The 19,392-nt window shown below is 68.0% G+C and carries 14 protein-coding genes; 7 read left to right on the plus strand and 7 right to left on the minus strand.

The window, feature by feature from the left end; translation table 11 throughout:
• The first annotated feature begins 146 nt into the window (after window positions 1-146).
• Window positions 147-779, plus strand: a complete 633-nt coding sequence (locus AB0H42_RS11340; protein ID WP_357053318.1) for a TetR/AcrR family transcriptional regulator — start codon at window positions 147-149, stop codon at window positions 777-779.
• 63 nt (window positions 780-842) lie between these two features.
• On the plus strand, window positions 843-2,078 hold the full coding sequence (locus AB0H42_RS11345; protein WP_357053321.1) for a DUF5685 family protein: 1,236 nt from the start codon (window positions 843-845) through the stop codon (window positions 2,076-2,078).
• A gap of 9 nt (window positions 2,079-2,087) precedes the next feature.
• Here the strand turns inward: AB0H42_RS11345 and AB0H42_RS11350 are convergent, their stop codons facing one another.
• Window positions 2,088-3,173: an acyltransferase gene (locus AB0H42_RS11350; RefSeq protein ID WP_357053409.1), complete on the minus strand. Its 1,086-nt coding sequence runs from the start codon at window positions 3,171-3,173 to the stop codon at window positions 2,088-2,090.
• Window positions 3,174-3,525: 352 nt separating this feature from the next.
• On the opposite strand from AB0H42_RS11350, the gene AB0H42_RS11355 reads away from it, so the two are divergent.
• Entirely contained in the window at window positions 3,526-4,701 is a 1,176-nt protein-coding gene (locus AB0H42_RS11355) for a DUF3068 domain-containing protein (RefSeq protein ID WP_357053324.1), read from the plus strand.
• Between the two features lie 108 nt (window positions 4,702-4,809).
• Window positions 4,810-5,778, plus strand: coding sequence for an Rpn family recombination-promoting nuclease/putative transposase (locus AB0H42_RS11360; protein ID WP_357053327.1), 969 nt, complete (start codon window positions 4,810-4,812; stop codon window positions 5,776-5,778).
• A gap of 617 nt (window positions 5,779-6,395) precedes the next feature.
• On the opposite strand, the gene AB0H42_RS11365 is transcribed toward AB0H42_RS11360, so the two are convergent.
• Both AB0H42_RS11365 and AB0H42_RS11370 read right to left on the minus strand, forming a co-directional pair.
• On the minus strand, window positions 6,396-6,929 hold the full coding sequence (locus AB0H42_RS11365; RefSeq protein ID WP_357053330.1) for a GNAT family N-acetyltransferase: 534 nt from the start codon (window positions 6,927-6,929) through the stop codon (window positions 6,396-6,398).
• A gap of 44 nt (window positions 6,930-6,973) precedes the next feature.
• Window positions 6,974-8,293 carry a hypothetical protein gene (locus AB0H42_RS11370; protein ID WP_357053333.1) on the minus strand — a complete coding sequence of 440 codons (1,320 nt, stop codon included), beginning with the start codon at window positions 8,291-8,293 and terminating at the stop codon, window positions 6,974-6,976.
• A gap of 1,222 nt (window positions 8,294-9,515) precedes the next feature.
• On the opposite strand from AB0H42_RS11370, the gene AB0H42_RS11375 reads away from it, so the two are divergent.
• Window positions 9,516-9,806: a hypothetical protein gene (locus tag AB0H42_RS11375; protein WP_357053335.1), complete on the plus strand. Its 291-nt coding sequence runs from the start codon at window positions 9,516-9,518 to the stop codon at window positions 9,804-9,806.
• Window positions 9,807-10,006: 200 nt separating this feature from the next.
• Here the strand turns inward: AB0H42_RS11375 and AB0H42_RS11380 are convergent, their stop codons facing one another.
• Window positions 10,007-10,867 carry a MaoC/PaaZ C-terminal domain-containing protein gene (locus tag AB0H42_RS11380; RefSeq protein WP_357053412.1) on the minus strand — a complete coding sequence of 287 codons (861 nt, stop codon included), beginning with the start codon at window positions 10,865-10,867 and terminating at the stop codon, window positions 10,007-10,009.
• Complete coding sequence (locus tag AB0H42_RS11385) at window positions 10,867-12,225, minus strand: 3-oxoacyl-ACP reductase (RefSeq protein WP_357053338.1); 1,359 nt, start codon at window positions 12,223-12,225, stop codon at window positions 10,867-10,869. The genes AB0H42_RS11380 and AB0H42_RS11385 overlap by 1 nt, the downstream gene beginning before the upstream one ends.
• A gap of 191 nt (window positions 12,226-12,416) precedes the next feature.
• Here AB0H42_RS11385 and AB0H42_RS11390 point away from each other — a divergent pair, with 191 nt between their 5' ends.
• A complete protein-coding gene (locus AB0H42_RS11390) occupies window positions 12,417-13,709 on the plus strand; it encodes an acetyl-CoA C-acetyltransferase (protein WP_357053341.1) in 1,293 nt (430 codons plus the stop codon).
• 212 nt (window positions 13,710-13,921) lie between these two features.
• Here the strand turns inward: AB0H42_RS11390 and gnd are convergent, their stop codons facing one another.
• Window positions 13,922-14,953 (minus strand): phosphogluconate dehydrogenase (NAD(+)-dependent, decarboxylating), encoded by a 1,032-nt coding sequence (gene gnd / locus AB0H42_RS11395; protein WP_357053344.1) that lies wholly within the window; start codon window positions 14,951-14,953, stop codon window positions 13,922-13,924.
• A 336-nt stretch (window positions 14,954-15,289) separates the two neighbouring features.
• Here gnd and AB0H42_RS11400 point away from each other — a divergent pair, with 336 nt between their 5' ends.
• Window positions 15,290-18,070, plus strand: coding sequence for a VanW family protein (locus tag AB0H42_RS11400; protein WP_357053347.1), 2,781 nt, complete (start codon window positions 15,290-15,292; stop codon window positions 18,068-18,070).
• 57 nt (window positions 18,071-18,127) lie between these two features.
• On the opposite strand, the gene AB0H42_RS11405 is transcribed toward AB0H42_RS11400, so the two are convergent.
• Window positions 18,128-19,219 carry a DUF4185 domain-containing protein gene (locus AB0H42_RS11405; RefSeq protein ID WP_357053350.1) on the minus strand — a complete coding sequence of 364 codons (1,092 nt, stop codon included), beginning with the start codon at window positions 19,217-19,219 and terminating at the stop codon, window positions 18,128-18,130.
• Window positions 19,220-19,392: the final 173 nt, after the last annotated feature.

A 19,392-nucleotide genomic window follows, 5' to 3' on the forward strand; every position in this document is an offset into this window, starting at 1 on the left:
CCACGGGTCCGGCCCCGGAGTGACGGGCCGGGGTTGCCGGCCGCCTACCGGAAGAACACCGGCGCGCGGGTATCGCGGCCGGTGGTTCCGGTCCTGGGGAACTTACTTTGGAGTAATATAATGGGCTCACTGCGGTAGGAGACGTGATGGCGGGCGGTACGAAAAGGCTTCCGAGAGCGGTGCGCGAGCAGCAGATGCTCGATGCCGCGGTCGAGGTCTTCTCGCGCAAGGGCTTCCACGAAACCTCCATGGACGCCATCGCCGCCGAAGCCGAGATCTCCAAGCCGATGCTGTACCTCTACTACGGCTCCAAGGACGAACTGTTCCGCGCCTGTATCCAGCGGGAGGGGCTGCGTTTCCTCGAATCGGTCGCACCCGCCGGCAACCCGCTGCTCAGCCCGCACGAACAATTGCGCACCGCGCTCGAGGGCTTTCTCGGCTTCGTCGATGCCCACCGCAACTCCTGGCAGGTCCTCTACCGCCAGGCGCTCGGGCAGCAGGCCTTCGCCTCGGAGATCGAGAACGCCCGGGAGCGGGTCATCGAGCTGACCGCCAAGCTGCTGGAGTCCAGCGCCAAACACGCCGAGCCCGGGACCAACTTCGATATCGTCGCCGTCGCGGTGATCGGCGCGGGGGAGGCCATCGCCGATTCCGTCGCCGCCGGCCGCATCGATGTGGCCGAGGCCGTGGATCTGCTCGACGCGCTGGCCTGGCGCGGTCTGGCCGGCCGCAAACCCGGCGCGGCGGACACCGCGGAAACGGACGAGTTGCCCGAATAGTTCGTATCGCTCGCTCAGTGGCGCTTTCCCGGTTGCGCGGGGCCCGCACGCTCCGTATTTTCGATGCGCGCAACGGATGTCGCGGAGGACGCATCCGGCGGGGAGGGCACAGTGTTCGGAATGTTGCGGCCGTGCCGGCACGGCGCCGCGAAGTACGGGGTGGACCCGCAGCTCTGGCAGGCCCATATGTGCGGTCTGTGCCTGGGGCTGCGCGACGGACACGGACAGCTGGCCCGGAGTGCGACCAATACCGACGCGGTAGTGCTCGCGCTGCTGACCGAGGCCCAGGCCGCGGCACCCGCCGCGCGCCGCACCGCCGGACCGTGCCCGTTGCGCGGAATGCGCACCGCACGGGTTCCGGTCGGCACCGCGGCCCCGGTCCAGCTCGCCGCCACGGCATCTTTGCTGCTCGGCTCCGCCAAAGTCGCCGACCATATCGACGACGGTGACACCCGCCCCCGGCTGCACCGTCCCATGCGGCGGATCGCGACCGGCTGGTCGGCGGGCGCGCACGCCCGGGCCGCGGCCATCGGTTTGGATATCGCTCCGCTGGTGGCGGCCATCGAGGCCCAGGCGGGCGCCGAACGCCGGGTCGCCGCCGGAGCCGGGCCGGCGGGCGCCGCCGCCCTCGACGAGCTGACCGGCGCCAGCCGTCGCTGTGCCGCGGAGTTCTTCGCCCACACCGCGGTACTGGCCGATCGCCCGGAGAATGTGGCGGCGTTGCGCACCGCGGGAGACGAGTTCGGCCGGATCGCGCATCTGGCCGACGCGCTCACCGACTATCACGCCGACGCCGCCGCGGATCGTTTCAACCCGCTCACCGCCACCGGCACCACGCGGGCCGAGGCCTACGCGCTCGTCCGGGAATCGGATCGTTCGCTGCGGTCGTCGCTGGGGTCCGCCGGCCTGAGCGGTCTGCCGACGCTGCGCTGGGCGCTACTCGATCCGCTCACCACCGCACTGCGCCGGCTCGGCCACGCCGTCGCGCCGTCGCCCACCGATGCCGCCCGGAAGAACCCGGCCGGTATCCGCCTCATCGACCCGCAGGCGCCCGCCGGCCCGCGGCGGCCGGGGGTCGCCGAGTCGATCCAGCTGATCTGCACCCAGTACTGCACCGGTTACGCGTGCTGCGCCGAGCACACCCGGCCGTGCAGCGGCGAACAGAAGGAGTCCTGGGCCGGGCGGGGGTGTACCTGCGACGGCTGCGGCAACTGCTGCGAGTGCGGCGGCTGCTGCAGTGACTGCGGCAGCTGCTGCGGTGACGGTTGCTGCTGCGACGGCTGCGGTTGCGACTGCTGAGCCGGCGGATCAGGCTTTCGCGGCACGCGGCCGGTCCCGCCGCCGCGCCCACTGCCGGCACGGTTCCTCCACCAGGGCATGACTCGCCGCGGCGATCGGCAGCGTGAACGCCACCGTCAGGACCAGCACCACGCCGAAATTGCCGTTGAACGGCAGGATGCCGAATACCGGGAAGATCACCGACAGCACGGCGAGATGCCAGATGAAGAGCCCGTAGGACCAGCGGCCCGCCATCGCGACCGGCGCCGCGGTCAGCCAGCGATGCGGTTTGTCCGACGGTCCCAGCACCAGCGGCGCCAGCAAGGCGAACCCGATCACCGCGCCGAGGCCCATCTTCGCGGTGTACTGCCAGGGTTCGGCCCGGGTCAGCCCCGCGACCCCGCCCAGGCGGGTCGCCGACGCCACGAACGCGGCGGCGGCGATCGCCCACATCAACCGCTGGTTGCCCAGCAGCCGCAGGCGCGCGCGGCGCCGGTCGTCGCAGGTCAGCTCGGCGAGCAGCATGCCGCCCGCGAACCAGGGGATATAGGCGGGCAACCAGTTGTCGGCGTGGATGGCATCCGGAGTCGGTACCGGGAGGAAGTTCCAGCCCAGGAAGACCAGCCCGAGTATCAGGACGGCCGGTACCCGGGCCGCGGCCGCGCGGCCCCGCAACCCGTGCAGCAGCCAGGCCAGCAGCGGCAGCACGATATAGAAGGCCACCTCGACCGACAGACTCCACATCTGGGTGAGCCCGTCGGTCAGCGTGAGCGGGACGAAAACCTGGAGGAGCAGCAGGTTGGAGATCCACACCTGCAGCCCGGCGGTACCGGCGGCGGCCGGAACCAGGATCAGCACAGCGCACACCACGACCCAGTAGGCGGGAACGATCCGGGCCACCCGGTGACGCAGGTAGTAGCCGAGACCGGGAGCGTCGCCTAGTCCGCGTGCGGTCAGCGCGTGCGGGCGCCACAGCAGGAAACCGGACAGCGCGAAGAACACCGCGACCGCCATATCGAAGCGTTCCAGCAGGCGGCCGAGCGCGGGAATACCGGTGGCACCCGTCTGGAAGGCGACATGGGTGAGCAGTACGCCCAGGGCGGCCAGACCGCGCATACCCTCGAGCGCGGGAAGAAAGCCCCGCTGACGCCCGACGGGTACCGGCGCCGTCCCCGCGGGAGCCGGGCCGTGACCGGGTGCGGCCCGGCGTTCGGCCTGGTCGGCAGAGGGCCAGGGGCCGGTATCGGTGGTCGGAGTGGTCGTCATCGAGTCCCAGTCTGCCGGGCCGTCTGTGCTCGTAGGAAGCCGGTATTTCACAACGCGGGTTAGACTCCCCCCGTTTTCGGTCGGATTCCGGCCTCGCCAACCCCTGGGCCACCTCCAGGCTGTTAGTGTCAGGGCTCACGAGTGCCGCGGCGCCCCGCTGTACCCGCGGAACGACCTGTGTTCTACGACGAGGAGAGTTTGCATGGCACTGAGTGCCGGAACCAGAAGGACGGTTGCCTGCGTGCTCGTGGGTCTCGGCGCGTTGCTTATCGTCGCCGCGCTGATGATCCCCACCTACACCGTCAGCAAGATGGCCAAGACTCCTCTCGACCTCGAGATCACCACCGTCGCGGTCAATCAGAAGGACCAGGAGAGCCTGGTCCTGGATTCCTCGTCGCTGACGGCCGAGGGGCGCTCGGCCGAGGTCAACAAGAACGTACCGCTGGTCTCCCAGCGGTTCCTCACCGTCGAAGATCCCTCCGATGCCGACGAGATGACCATCCAGGCCGGTAACACCCTGCGCCGGATCGACAAATCCGGCGACACCGGCGTGCTGACCGCCTACGTCGACCGGGTCACCATCGACCGCGTGACCGGTGAGCCGGTGGCCGCCGACCCCAACGGGTCGATCGCGATCACCACGAACTCCAAGGGCGAGGCGCTCGCGGATCCGGTGCAGCACACGGGCCTGCAGTACCGGTTCCCGATCGGCACCGAGCAGAAGACCTACCCGTACTTCGACGTGCTCGCCCGGACCACCACCGACATGGTGTTCCAGGAAGAGACCGAGATCAACGGCACCAAGGTCTACCACTTCCGGCAGCAGGTCCCGGTGACCAGGCTGGCCGACGTCTCCAAGGCGCCGACCAACAAGCTCGAACTGCCCGCCGCCAAGTGGGGCGTCGAGGGTGGCGAGGAGCCGGTCACCATGTACCGCTTCTACGGCAACACCCGCGACGTCTGGGTCGAGCCGGAGACCGGCACCGTCGTCAAGGGCGGCGAACAGCTCAACATCTTCTACAGCCGCACCGCCGACAAGGTGGAGGTGCCCGCACTCAAGGCCAATATGGTCTTCGATACCGACACCGTGGAATCCCAGCTGGCGGTGGCCAAGGACAATATCGACAAGCTGTCGCTGTTCGGCCGCGTCCTGCCGATCGTCTTCGGCATCCTCGGCGTCCTCGCGCTGATCGCCGGACTCGCGCTCGGCCTGACCGGCGGTCGCGGTGGCCAGCCGGCCCGGCCCACCGGCCCGGCCCGGCGCCCCACCGGGGGCTCCTCGACCGCCGCATCGGCCGACGCCCCGACCACCACGCTGCCCCGCACGGGTAACGCGGACGCTCCGACGGAGACCATCAGGCTCCCGAAGAACCTCTGACCGTACGAGCACAGCCGAGGCGCCCCGGACCGAAAGGTCCGGGGCGCCTTCGTTTTCGCCGGTACCGCACATTTCAAGATGTCGGCCCACCCGGGTAGTTTCGCGGCCGTGCCCGCCGACCCGTCGAACCCACACGACGCCTACTTCCGTCACGTCCTCAGCCGCCCAGCGGATGCCGCTTCCGAATTGCGTTCCGCGCTACCGGAAAACATCACCCGTCGGATCGACTGGAATCAACTGACCCTGCAACCGGGCAGTTTCGTCTCGGCTCAATTACGGTCACGCTATAGCGACGTGCTGTACCGCACCCGCCTCGACGCGCACCCCGCTTATATCTATCTGCTCATCGAACATCAGAGCCGCAGCGACCGCTTCATGCCGCTGCGCATGCTCGAATACCTCGTCAACATTTGGAATCAACACCGCCGCCTGCACCCGGAAAGCCGCACCCTGCCCGCCGTGGTCCCGCTCGTAGTGCACAGCAACCGCAAGGGCCGAGCTTGGCAGGCCCCGATCGAGCTGGCTGACCTGATCGACCTCGACCCAGCCGGCCATGAAGCGCTGCAGCCCTATCTTCCGCGCCTGCGCTTTCTGCTCGACGACGTCGCCGCCCTCGACCTGCCCGACCTACTTGCTCGCGATCTCACTCCCGCCACCCGCGTGATGCTGGCTCTGCACAAAATCGCACCCCGGAACGCCGACCTCGGTTCCGATATGCTGGACCTACTCGATGACTTGTGGGCGCTGGTGTCCGGCCCACAAGGCATCACGGAACTGCAAGCCGTGCTGACCTACATACTGCAGGTCAGCGACACAACCGAAGACGGTCTCGACCCTGTGATCGAGCAGTTGGGTCCCCGAGCCAAGGAGGCATTGATGACAACCGCCGAACGGCTCCGCGCCGAAGGTGAGGCCCGCGCCCGAACCGAAACTCTGATCGACCTCCTCGATACCAAATTCGGTTCGGTCCCCCAGGCAGCGATCCGGAAGATCGAGACCGGCAGCCCCGAAGAAATCCGCACATGGCTCCGTCGCTCCGTCACGGCCGACACCCTCGAAAAGGTGTTCAACGGATAGGGAGGCTGCCCGTAGATGTGGTCTATTTCGTGGGCGGCGGCCAGGTGGGCGGTTGTCCGGGAAGGACGGGTTTGCGGTGGTGTCCGGCGGCTCGGAATCGAACGTCTTCACTGTCACGCCCTGGTCTGCCAGTAGTCGCGCCCAGTTCGAGGGAAGCAGACGCTGATTGGTTGGATAGGTTTCCATCAGCGGGTCCAGCAATACTTTTATGTGTGCCGCGCGCTCGATCCAGCGCCTGACCTGGTCCTCCAGTGGCATGGTGCAGACAATATCGGGGAGTTGGTTGTTGTGAGGGCGGGACGAGGTCTTTCGACCGATCGGTCGACCGTGACAACTGCCTGGCGCGACCCCGTCGCATGGTGACGACATCCTTGACGACAACGATGACGACTCCAACATCGGCGCCGCCGTGAACGCCGGAACGCTTCGCACATGATTTTCGCTGGTCACGGTGCCTTCCTGACCCTCGTAAGGAAATGGTCCGGAGTTGGCTCGCGATGCGGCCCAATTCTCCCGCCGGCCATCATCCGAGGCCATAGCTTCCACAGCTGCTCAGGGGCATTGGAACGACCGAGCTACGCACACCCGCCCAGAGATTCGTGTAGGGCTGTCTCGGGTCAGAGTGGTAGGTCTCGCATCAGCACATCGAAGAGCGGGGCGTCGTCCCAGTCCGGACGTTGCCAACCGACCCGATACCACCCCCACTTCCGGTACCGGGCGTAGGCGCGCTCGTTGCCCGGGTTCACCAGCAGTGTCGCCCGCTGCTCGGGGCGACCGGCCAACAGCTTGTCGTGCAAGGCGCGAGCGAGTCCGCGGCCGGTGTACTCGACGCACACCATGATCTCTGAGAGAGCAAAGGTCCGATCACCGGTCTCGACTGTGAAATCCTCCAGATCGGAGTCGTTGAGACCGCCATCGTCCAGGTGCAGCCCACCCCATCCCGCCGCACCTGGTGACAGCGGCCAGCCCCAGGTCTGCCCTGCCGGTGCCCCGTCGACATAAGCCGCCACCAGGTCGAATCCCCTGTCGCGCGCGGGATCGGTGTAGGCGTCGAACCTGTGCATGAATGCCGCTGGGGATTCGAACGGGTCACCCGAAGCGATCGCATCGACGTAGGAACGCCGGTAGATGTCTTCAACGGTGTCTCGCATTGCGCGGGCCTGGGCGGCAGAGTAACGCCGAAATTCCGGGTTGATCATGCGCTTTCCTTACGTGTCGCGTTCTCCAGCGACGCGAACCGGTCGCGGAACTCTTCGGCCGCGGGATGGTCGACGGTTCGTATCGGGTCCAGTACTCGCAGCGTCCGGCCCGACGTGACGTTCTCCAGTTCGGTGAGGACAGCCGTCCCCAAGGTGAGAGCCGACTGGATATCGCCCATGCGGACATGCGCCACCGCCGCGTGCGCTCGATCGCTGACGGCATTGCGAGCGCCTCTCTCCTCCGATGATGCGGCATAGAGAAGTTCGATGCTTTTGCGTACCTCGCCGATCTCGCCGTATCCGCGTGCCTCGTGCCCACGGATCTCCGCGGGAGTCACGAACCACAGCCACGGTGGGCACTCCTCCAGCGACTCATAGCTCATGGCGTGCTCTACCTCCCGCCAGGCAGTAGAGACGGCGCGGCCGAAACCGACCCGGTCACCGAGCAATCCGCGTGCCTGAGCCTCCCGCCCGGCGATCAGAGCGTGAATCCGGCCCGGCGGCCGGCCACCGGCCAGTGTGCGGGCACGGTCGATCAGCTTCAAGGCGTAGTGCGGGCTGCCCTGCCCCCTTCTGGCGAGATCGATCGACTGATTCGCCGCATTCAGGCAGGTATGGACAACGAGGTCTTCGTCGCCTGCTTCGCTCGCCAGCGAGAGTGCATCGGCATAGCAACGTCGCGCCACCATGTGGCGATCCGAGTCGTGTGCCAGCCAGCCGGTGAGCACAGCCAAATGTCCCGTGGCAGAAGCAAACGCGTGACCGGTCGCAGTGTCGTAACTCGCGGTGTCGAGGGTGTGTTTGGCGTGCTCGAGCTGTTCGAGCGCGAACCGGACCAGGGCGCCGCCACCCACCTGCTGATCCTTCTCCTCCAAGTCGCCGACAGCCGACAGCAGCCGTTGGGCGTCCGAATGTCCGATGTGTTCTCCGAACTGCCACCCAACCGTGGACGCGGTTACCGCAGTGGCCAGCTTTCCGAATTCACGACGTCTCACGTCACTGTCGACTTCCCACGCATATGTCCCGAGCACCGTGCTCGCCCGGCCCACGACTTCGGCGTCGCGAGGTGTCGAATCACCCACAGCGGCGGTCTCCGCATCGAACCGGGCACGTTGCTCATCGTCCAACTCGCGCAGCATCGTGTCGAGTGCTTCGGCGGAACGACCCCGTACCGGCTTGTCCCATGTCGCCCGATGCCATTTCTTGATGGTCGGGAGCATGTATCCGGCGCGTTCGGCGAATTCCTCCTGGGTTTCGCGGAGCGCGGCCACGCGAAGTGCCCGCACTTCCGTGCTCGTCCATCTGCTGACAGTCATTCCACCCCTCGGAGCAGCGGTCAACGTACTCGTTATCCGAAGCGTATTCCCTCCGTGGGCCTTTCGAGGCTCCTACCGAAGCTTCGGGTGCGTGACGCTGAAAGCGGCCCCGGCGCCGGGTGAAACAGAGATCAACGGGCGAAACGGCGACACAGACCGCCGGCCGAGGAAAGGCCCCGGCGCCGGGTGCCGGTCAATCGAGATCCGTCAGGAGGCACTATGCATCGCGAGCGCAATGAGAGGACCCCGACCCCGGCGCTGCCACCGGCGCTGACGACCAACCAGGCAATGTCCACGACGCTGCGCCTGTCGAGTGAGAGCGAAAGCCACGATCGCGCAGGTATTCGAGGGGCCCTCCCCGGCAATACACCGACGGCCGCCGGGCAACCTACCGCGCAATGTGAGGTAGACGGTGTGATCGCCCGGTGGCGCGCCGCACATCCGCCCGAGGTGTGGCGTGCCTGCTGATACTGCGGTCCTGTGTCGAATCGCCGCACGGCTACGGTCGGCATCCACCGGCTACATACCGCAGCCGGCCAATAAGCGAGCGGCTCGCGCACGTGCCGACTTCGCCGCAACCATCTCCACCTTGTGGAGCGGCCCGCTCATGGATGTGATCCCGTGCCTGGAACAGACACCGTCTCGGCAGTCCGGTGTCGAGCGCACCGATATCACGAACCACACATCGATCGATGTTTTGCTGCTCTCCGCGCCTGTCACGCCTTTGCTGCCGAACCGAAGGGCGCTTCGTCATGAATGAGAAGGCAGGTGTTACCTGCGGGGATACGCTCGCGACCCGGTGCGCCTTCTATCGCTCGTGCGGACTGGCGGCAGTGGTGCAGCCAGGAACAGAAAGCATCGTCGTCGCGGCCGGGCCCCACGTCGGTGCGGTCACGATGCCCGCCGAGTTGGGTGCGGCGGCACGTCGGTTGCTGCTCGGGCGTGGCCTTACTTCAGGGCCGGTGATCTCGCATCCCCGTTCGGGCCGGTGGACGTTTCTGATCACTCCCGACATCCCCGACGAGACCCCGGTTTTCGCCGAGTTGTTCCGCCTCAATGTGTCGGTGGTACGGAGCGGAGCCATTGTGTTGCCCGCACCGACCCGACGTAGCGCGGCTTTCCGTACTTGGGTAGCGCCACCCTGCGTCATCGGGGCACAGCCCTCGGGGATGGCGCTCGTCGCGGCGATCCGTGAATGCTCGGTCGGTAGGGAGAGCCGATCGTGACCACCGAGAATCGGCGACGCGCGATTGTCGTGGGCAGGTACAACACCGACACGCCTGATCTGGACGGACTCGTCGCTCGCCATCACTTGGAGGTGGTATTCACGATCACCGCGCCCTCGGCGCCGAAACTGGCCACGCTGATCGCCGTTCAGCACCTCTTCGAGCACGATGCCGAAGTGGTGGTCGTTCCGCATCTCAGCGCGGCCGAGATGCGGGCCGAGCGGTGTTGGCGAGCAGTGAGCGGATTGGCCGATATCTTCGCCGCAGATGGTGGTTGGCTTCGGTGAGAGTATCTGCGCCCGTCCTATGTGCGATCCAGGTTGAATTGTCGCTACTGCCACCGGATGTTTCTGGGCGTCCGATTACTATCATGGATGATACTTTCATTGATGATAGTATCGCTGACCAGGACTAATGGTCCCGCGACAATATGAAAACCCCGCCCCGAAGAGCCCGGAGCGGGGTTTCTATCGAGTGGGCCGCTACCTCAGCGCAGTGTGGCGGTGAGGTGCGGGTAGCCCTTCTTCGGATGCTTCAGGGCCAGATCCCAACCCTGCTCGACCTGGTCCGCGTACACGTTCACAGTGGACGGCAGCAGGATCGGTTTGCCGAATTTCACCGCGTAGGAGACCTTGTCGGGGACCCGGCCCTCGACCGTGGCGAGGATCGTTGCCGCCGACCACATCCCGTGCGCGATCGCCCGGGGGAAGCCGAAAGCCTTGGCACCCAATGCCGAAGTGTGGATCGGGTTCTGATCACCGGAGGCGTTCGCGTAGCGGGTGATCGTCTTCTGGTCCACCTTCCAGGTCCGCAGCGGGGGCGGCGGCACCTCGTCGGGTTTCGGTTCGGGCTTGGGGCCGCCCGAAAGCGAGGTCTTCTGCTGGTGCAGGAAGGTGGTGACCTGCCGCCACACCAGTTCCCGGCCCACCTGGATCTCGCTGATCGCGTCGACCAGCAGGCCCTTCGGGTGTTCCCGCAGGTTCTCGATATGCGCGGTGATATCGAGCGGTTCGCTCAGCGAGATCTCGCGGGTGCGTTCGATGAGGTTCTCCGCGTGCACCGCGCCGACCGCGACGAACGGGAAGTCGCGCTGCACTACAAGTTTCATCACCAGCGGGAAGGTGATGATGAACGGGTAGGTCAGCGGCAGGGTGTCGCCGAAGCGCAGTCCGGTGGCCGCGCAGTAGGCCGCCAGGTGTTCCAGGTCGACCCGGTAGCCGTCGAGCCGGACGGCGCGGTCCGGGATCTCGGATTTCCGCGCCGAGACCAGCGGTATCGCGCCGAGCACGGCCTGTGCGTACAGGCCGCCGTTCTTCGGCGGTGCGTCGAGGGTGATGGTCTCGGTCATCACGCGCCGATCATGCTCTGGCCGCAGACCCGGACGATATTGCCGTTCACCGCGTTCGAGGCCGGGCTGGCGAAGTAGGCGATGGTTTCGGCGACGTCCACGGTCTGGCCGCCCTGGTTCAGGGAGGCCATCAGCCGGCCGCCCTCGCGGGTGGCCAGCGGGATCGCGGCGGTCATGGCGGTCTCGATGAAACCGGGCGCGACGGCGTTGATGGTGATGCCCTTCGCGGCCAGTTCGGGGGCCTCGGCGTTCACCATGCCGATGACCCCGGCCTTGGAGGCGCCGTAGTTGGTCTGCCCGCGGTTACCGGCGATACCCGCGATGGAGGAGACGTCCACCACCCGGCCGCCCTCCTTCAGCGCGCCCGCGGCCACCAGGCCCTGGGTGATGCGGTGCGGCGCGGCCAGATTCACGTTCAGGACGGCGTTCCAGCGGCCCTCGTCCATATTCGCCAGCAGTTTGTCCCGGGTGATCCCGGCGTTGTGCACGATGATGTCGATCCCGCCGAAACGTTCGGTGGCGAATTCGGCGAGCCGCTGCGCGGCGTCGGGTGCGGTGACGTCGAGCGCCAGCGCGGTGGCGCCCACCTTGTTCGCGGTCTCGGCCAGTACCTCACCGGCGGCCGGGATATCGGCGACGATGACCTTCGCGCCGTCGCGGGCGAAGACCTCGGCGATGGTGGCGCCGATCCCGCGGGCGGCACCGGTGACCACGGCGACCTTCCCGTCCAGCGGCTTGTCCCAGTTCGCGGGCGCGACCGCGTCGTCCTTACCGACGCGGATCACCTGACCGTCCACGAACGCCGATTTGGCGGACAGCACGAACCGCAGGGTCGAGGCGAGGCCGGTGGCCGCCGGGGAGGCGTCGGGGTGCAGGTACACCAGCTGCGCGGTGGCGCCGCGCAGCAGCTCTTTGCCCACCGACCGCGTGAAACCCTCGAGCGCGCGCTGGGCGATCTGGCCGTCCACGCTGCCGGCGAGTTCGGGGGTGGTGCCGATGACCAGAACCCGGCCCGACGGCGCGATGCTGCGCATCGCCGGCTGGAAGAACTCGAAGAGCTGAGACAGATCCTCGATGCTGCCGATACCGGTGGCATCGAAGACCAGCGCGCCGTATTTGGTGCCGGTGGTGAGGGAATCGGCGAAGGTGTAGTCCTCGGCCAGCAGCGCCCGCAGCGGTTCGGCGACCCGGCCCTTACCGCCCAGCAGCACCGGTCCGGGTAGCGGCGGCTCGCCGGCCACGTAGCGCCGCAACTTCTCCGGTTTCGGCAGGCCCAGCTTGTTCGCGAGGAACCCGCCCGGCGCGGAGTTGACGAACGATCCGTAGAGGTTGGGTGCACCCTTGCTCTTGGCTGCCACAGTTCCCACCTTTTCTGTTGCTCGATGTGGTGTGTCGGTAGTCGCCGGAGGCGGTGTCGACATTGAACTTACTCCGGAGTAAGTTTATCGTAAACCGAGCGCGGGCGGGCGTCGGACGTCGTGGCGGGGAGCCGCGGCCCGGGCCCGGAGCACCCGACCCTCTCGCCAACTCGACAACCTGGGAGACCCGAGTGACCACCACATCCCGTTCGACCCGTCCGGTAGCGATCCTCGGCGGTAACCGCATCCCGTTCGCGCGTTCCGACAAGGCCTACGCGCACGCCTCCAACCAGGACATGTTCACCGCCACACTGGACGGCCTGGTGAGCCGCTTCGGCCTGCAATCCGAACGGCTGGGCATGGTCGCCGGCGGCGCGGTACTCAAGCGGGTCGGTGAGCACGGCCTGATCCGGGAGAGCGTGCTGGGTAGCCGGCTCAGCCCCTACACCCCCGCCCACGATCTGCAGCTGGCCTGCGGCACCGGCCTGCAGGCCGTCGTCACCGTCGGCGACGCGATCGCGGCCGGCCGGATCGAGGTGGGTATCGGTGGCGGCACCGACACCACCTCCGACGCACCCATCGGGGTCAGCGAGCGGATGCGCGAGTGGATGCTGAACATCAACCGCGCCCGCACCAATGCCGAGCGGCTCAAACTGGTCGGTCAGCTGCGCCCGGGCATGGTCGGTATCGAGATCCCGCGCAATGCCGAACCCCGCACCGGGCTGTCGATGGGCGAGCACGCCGCGATCACGGCCAAGGAGTTCGGGGTCTCCCGCGACGCCCAGGACGAACTGGCCTATCTGTCGCACAAGAACATGGCCGCCGCCTACGAACGCGGCTTCTTCGACGACCTGGTGACCCCGTTCCTCGGCCTCACCCGCGACGACAACCTGCGCCCGAACTCCTCGCTGGAGAAGCTGGGCACGCTGAAGCCGGTCTTCGGGGTGAAGCTGGGCGACGCCACCATGACGGCGGGCAACTCCACCCCGCTCACCGACGGCGCGTCGGCGGTGCTGCTTTCCAGCGACGAGTGGGCGGCCGAGCGCAATCTGCCGGTCCTCGCGCACCTGGTGGACAGCGAAGTCGCCGCCGTCGACTACATCCATGGACCCGACGGCCTGCTCATGGCCCCCACCTACGCGGTGCCGCGGCTGCTCGCCCGCAACGGCCTGACCCTGCAGGATTTCGATTTCTACGAGATCCACGAGGCCTTCGCCTCGGTGGTGCTCGCCACCCTGCAGGCCTGGGAATCGGATCAGTACTGCAAGGAGCGGCTGGGCCTCGACGGGGCGCTCGGCTCGATCGACCGCACCAAACTGAACATCAACGGTTCTTCGCTGGCCGCCGGGCACCCGTTCGCCGCCACCGGCGGCCGGATCGTCGCCCAGGCCGCCAAACAGCTGGCGGAGAAGGGGTCGGGCCGGGCACTCATCTCCATCTGCGCCGCGGGCGGTCAGGGCGTGGTCGCCATTCTGGAGCGCTGAACCGGCCGGGTACGGGTCCGTCCGGCGGGTGCGGGAAGCGCCCACAGCCGCGGCGGAACCCGGACCGGTGCAGGGGACCGGAGATGCTCTGATCACAAGGATCGGGGCATCTCCGTCTCCGATGGGTCCGGTCCCGCGCATACGCGATCCCTTCTGCGAGATGCCGATCTCGAATTCGGCGGTTGCCGGGCCCGTCGCGGTCCGGGTCCTCCTCAACCAGACCCGGGCAGTTCGTGATGTCCGCCGAAGGCCTCGCGCATCGCGGAGAGGGCCTTGTCCGCGTACGCCGATTCACCGCGCGAAGCGAAACGCTGGAACAGCGCCGCCGAGAGCACCGGAGCCGGTACTCCGATATCCACCGCGGCGTCGAGGGTCCAGCGTCCCTCTCCGGAATCGGAGACCCGGCCGCCGAAAGAATCCAGATTCGGGTCGGCGTGCAATTGGGTCGCGGTGAGATCGAGCAACCAGGACGCCACCACCGACCCGCGCCGCCAGACCTCGGCGACCTCCGCGATATCGATGTCGTACCGGTAGTACTCCGGATGTTCGAGCGGGGTCTCCTCCGCGGAGTACTCCCCGCCGGCGCGGTTGCCGTAGTCGGCCTTGTGCATGATGTTGAACCCCTCGGCGTAGGCCGCCATAACGCCGTACTCGATCCCGTTGTGCACCATTTTCACGAAATGGCCCGCCCCCGCGGGACCGCAGTGCAGATAACCCTCCTCGGCCGGTCCGGGCTCCCCCGTCCGTCCCGGGGTCCGTGGCGCGGCCACGACACCGGGCGCGATGGCCCGCAGCAGTGGTTCCAGGTACCGCACCGGCGCCGGCTCGCCGCCGATCATCAGGCAGAACCCGCGGTCGCGGCCGAACACCCCGCCCGAGGTGCCGATATCGAGGTAGTGGATACCGAGCGGGGCGAGCTGCGCGGCCCGGGCGATATCGTCGTGGTACCGGCTGTTGCCGCCGTCGATGACGATATCGCCGGGCTCCAGCAATTCCGCCAGCTGGTCGACCGTGCGACCGGTGAGACCGGCCGGGATCATCACCCACACCACGCGGGGGGTATCGAGGTCGGCGACGAACTCCGCCAGATCGGTGCTGCCCCGGAAACTGTCGCCGAGTTCGGCGGTGAGATCGTCGATCACGTCGGCGTGGCGTTCGCAGCCGACCGCCGAATGACCGGCCGCGACGATCCGCCGCACGATATTGGCCCCCATCCGGCCGAGCCCGATCATGCCCAACTGCATCTCGCGTCCCCTTACTTGTAGAGGTCGGATCGCATGCCGTCCCCGATTGTGCCCGCCGCTCGAGAACATTCGTCGAGTTCGTGTGTAACGACCCGCGCGTGGCGCCGATATACCGGTCGGCTCCGTGCATTCGCCTGACCCCCGACCCGGCGACTGCACGGGGCCACTTTGCTGTCCAGGGCTTGTTCGGGCGATATGTCCCAACTGCGACGTCAGTGGCTTCCAGATGGCGCAGCTGTGATCGATCCGGCACTGAAGATTACAGTTCGGACAACTATCGTTGGCGAAGGCTCGCACCCCGCGAGTCCCCGAAGTATCGATTGGGGAGGACGGTTCGTGAGCAGCGAATCGAACACCGACCGCGGTGACAGACGCGACCACGGCCGCCCGCAGCCGATCGACGGCGGCCTACGTCAGCTGCTCGACACCGGCCGCGCCCAGCAGGGTCAGCAGCCGTCCGCACCGACCGAGCCGGTCGAACAGGCCGACAATGTCGCCCCCGGCTGGCGCGGCGGCAGCTCCTGGCTGAATCCCAGCACCGGCTCCGCGGCGCAGCGGTCCGAGCAGGAGCAGGCCCCCTCGGCATCGGGTTCGGTCTCCGGCGGCGCTTCTCCCCACATTCCGAAGGTTCCTCGTCCCGCCCAGCCGGGACCGCCCGGCCCCGGTCCCGGTGCCCCGGCACCGCCCGGCCCCGGACCAGCAGGACCTATCGGTCCCCGGTCTTCCAGGGGGCCCGGACCAGCGGCACCCAACGGTGCCCGGCCTGCCCCGGGTCCCGGATCGGCAGCGCCCACCGGTGCCAGGCCTGCCGGCGCCCCCGGATCGGCAGCGCCCACCGGTGCCGCCCCCGGGCCGGCAGTGCCCTCCGATGCCAGGCCTTTCCACGGCCCCGGCGCGACGGCGCCCTCCGGTCCCGGACCTTCCCCGCGCCCTGGTGCGCCCTCGGGTTCCGGCGAACCCGCCGGTCCGGCTCGGCCGCCCGGCCCGGCTCGCCGCCCGGGCCCGCCCGGTCCTGTCCCGGACGATCCCACCGGGCCCGAGTACACCACCCAGCAGTTCCCGCTGCCCACCGCCGCGCCCGCGCCCGCCGCGTTCGCCGACGCGGATCCGGACGACGCGCCGACCGAGGTCTTCGACTCCAGCGCGCTGAACCAGCGGCTCTCCGGGGGGCCGTCCTCCTGGCCGGGCCACCCGAACAATCCGACCAGCGCCGATATCCTGTCGCACGGTGACAAATCCGGTCCGCCCGAGCCGCCGCGCGGTCCGGGCGGGGGCCGCGGCACCGGTGGGTCCGGTGACGACAGCGGTCGTTTCTCCGCCGCCCGGACCTGGCTGCGCGACTCCGCGAACGCCCGGCGCATCCTGCTGGCCGCCGCGATCGTGTTCGGTGTCGCGCTCGTGGGCTATATCGCCGACCTGGTGATGACCTCCGGCAAGATTCCGCGCGGTGTCGAGGTCGCCGGGGTCGCCATCGGCGGGATGGACAAAGACGACGCCCGCGGGAAACTGCAGGAAATCCTCGACCCGCGTTCCGGTGAAGTCGTCCCGGTGAAGATCGCCGATGTGCAGACCCAGCTGGTTCCGGCCGCGGCCGGTCTCGGCGTGGACTGGGAGGCGACCTGGGAGCGAGTGGGCGGTCAGCCGCTCAACCCGGCTTCACGGCTGCTGTCCTTCGTGGCCACCCGCAAGGTCACGGTGGCCAGTTCGGTCGACGAGGCGGCGCTGAGCCGGACCTTCGATGAACTGAAGGTGCACGACCAGCCGCCCGTCGAAGGCGGTATCCATTTCGAGGGCACGCGGCCGGTCGAGGTGAATCCCGTGTCGGGCCGCGTCCTGGACCTCGCTGCGGCCCGCACGGTCATCACCGAGCAATGGGCGACCGCGAGCACCCTGGATCTGCCGGTCGCCGTGGCGCCGCCCGCCGTCCGCCAGGACGCGATCGACGCGGCCATGCACCAGATCGCCGAACCCGCGGTGAGCGCGCCAGTGTCCTACACCGGTAAGGGAGACGCCACTGCCGCGCTGAGTCCCGAGCAGATCGCCACCATCGTCGGGTTCGTACCGGACGGGCACGGCGGCCTGCGGGTCGAGTTCGACCACAAGGTGGCCACCGACCTGCTCGCTCCGCAGCTGGCCGCCACCGAAGTCGAACCGAAGGACGCGACCTTCACCTTCTCCGGTGCGCCCACCGTCGTGCCCGCCGTGGTCGGCGACAAGGTCAACTGGGCCAAGACGCTGGAGCGGCTGCCGGCGATGCTCGCCGCGACCGGCGCCCCGCGCACCACACCGGCGATCTACGAGCGGATCGAACCCAAGCTCACCACGCAGGCCGCCGAGGCGCTCGGTATCGACGAAACGATGGGCGAGTTCACCACCAGCGGTTTCACCGGTCCGTCCGGGGTGAACATCCGCACGGTCGCGCAGGAGGTCGACGGTGCGATCGTCAAGCCCGGCGACACCTTCTCGCTCAACACCCACACCGGTCCACGTACCGCCGCCGAAGGCTATGTGGAATCGGGCATCATCGATCACGGCCGGCCCAGCAAGGCCGTGGGCGGCGGGATCAGCCAGTTCGCCACCACCCTCTACAACGCGGCCTACTTCGCGGGCCTGGAGGACGCCGGTCACACCGAACACAGCTACTACATCTCCCGCTATCCGGCGGCCCGTGAAGCGACCGTATTCGACGGCGCCATCGACCTGCAGTTCCGCAACAACACCCCGCACGGCATCTACATCCAGGCCGTCGCCGACAGCTCCGAGGTGACCGTTCGCATCTGGGGTACCAAGACGGTGAACGTCGAATCGATCACCGGCGACAAGACCAAGCCGACGGAACCGGAAACCATCACCCTGCCCGAGGGTGACGACTGCATCGCCTCCACGGGCGCTCCCGGGTTCACCATCTCCGACACCCGGGTGATCACCGATATCAATACCGGCGCGGAGGTCTCCCGCCACACCCGGACGGTGAAGTACGATCCGGTGCCGGAGGTCAAATGCGAGTCACCGGACGAGAAGAAACCGGAGGAATCCAGCGACGAGCCGAGCGGCGGCAGCCGGCCCAGCGGTAGCACCCCCAGCAGCCGGCCCAGCAGCCGTCCCGGTTCGCGCTGAGACACGACACAGTGCCCGCCTCGGTAGCCGGGGCGGGCACTGTCGTTTCCGAGGGGGTTACAGGGGGGTGCGCATCAGGAGCACGTTGTATTGGCGATGCACGGTGAGCAGGAAGTACAGGTCGCTGCCGGTCTGGTAGGGGAAAATCATGGGCGCGTAGGCCGTCGGCAGAGCGGCCGCTTCCAGCAGCACCCGGGGCGTGCTCCACGGACCCTCCGGCGCATCCGCGGTGCGCAGCACCACCGAGTTGTACGGATCGGTCGTCAGCATCACGAACTTGCGCAGATGGTCGTTCCACTGCACCGACAGCTCGGCCACCCCGTCGACGACCGGTGCGGCGGCTCTGGCGTCGGCCGGCTTCCAGCCGTGCCCATCCCAGTACTCGTAGGCGTCGATGTTCGCGATATCGGCTTCCCGTACCCGGGACACGTACCCGGGATGGTTCCGGCCCGCCGAAGTGCCGTAGCGGTACACGAATCCGCCGTCCTTCACGAACGCGTTCTGCTGGAACCGCTCGTGGCCGTCCACATTCGCCCGGCGCGTGGTCGGCAGCTGCGCCCAGGTCCGTCCGCCGTCCCCGGACGCGGCGAGCGTGGCGAAGTTGGTGGCCCACAGACCGTGGTCGCCCCACTCCTTCACCGACATCATGCTCAGGTACTGCACGCCGCCCACCGAGATACCGGCGGTCGGGATGAAACTGATCTCGATCCCCGGGATCTTCGGGCTGGGCAGCGGATTCGGGACCGCGCCGTCGAAGACGATGCCCTGGGCCGGATCCTTGGTGTGGCTGAAGAACAGGGCATTGCTGGTCCACGCCCACACACTGCCGGCCAGCAGGTTCGGCACGCCGAGGCCCGCGGAATCGCCGAACGCGGTCAGAAGCGTGCCCGCGCCGTCGTCCCACATCACCCCCAGGTCGGTGCCCAGCACATTCACCCGCTGAGTCCGGTTGGGGCTGTCCATACCCGTCACCTGGTAGATGGCCTGGGTGTCCCCGGGCAGCGTCGGCAGACCGCGGGGTTCGCCGTTGATACCGGGAATGGGATTCACATCGTTCGGATCCGCCACCGCCGGACCGGCCAGCACAAGGGCCGCGACGGCACCGGCGACCCCGGTACGCGCTAGGAGGGACAGCGGACGGGGGGCCATTCTCGATGTCCTCCTGCTGGGCGGCGAGGTGGTTCGGTGGCCCATCTTGCCATGATCACAGCCGCCCCGCGGGGTCTGTGTTTATTGGCGGCGCCTTCGGCGCCGCGGGGTCGAGGCCCCCTTGGTCCCGCCGTTCAGGCCTCGAGACTCGAGCCTTCGGCTCATGCGCTTTC

This window comes from Nocardia sp. NPDC050799 (genome assembly GCF_040654015.1).
Taxonomy (GTDB): domain Bacteria; phylum Actinomycetota; class Actinomycetes; order Mycobacteriales; family Mycobacteriaceae; genus Nocardia.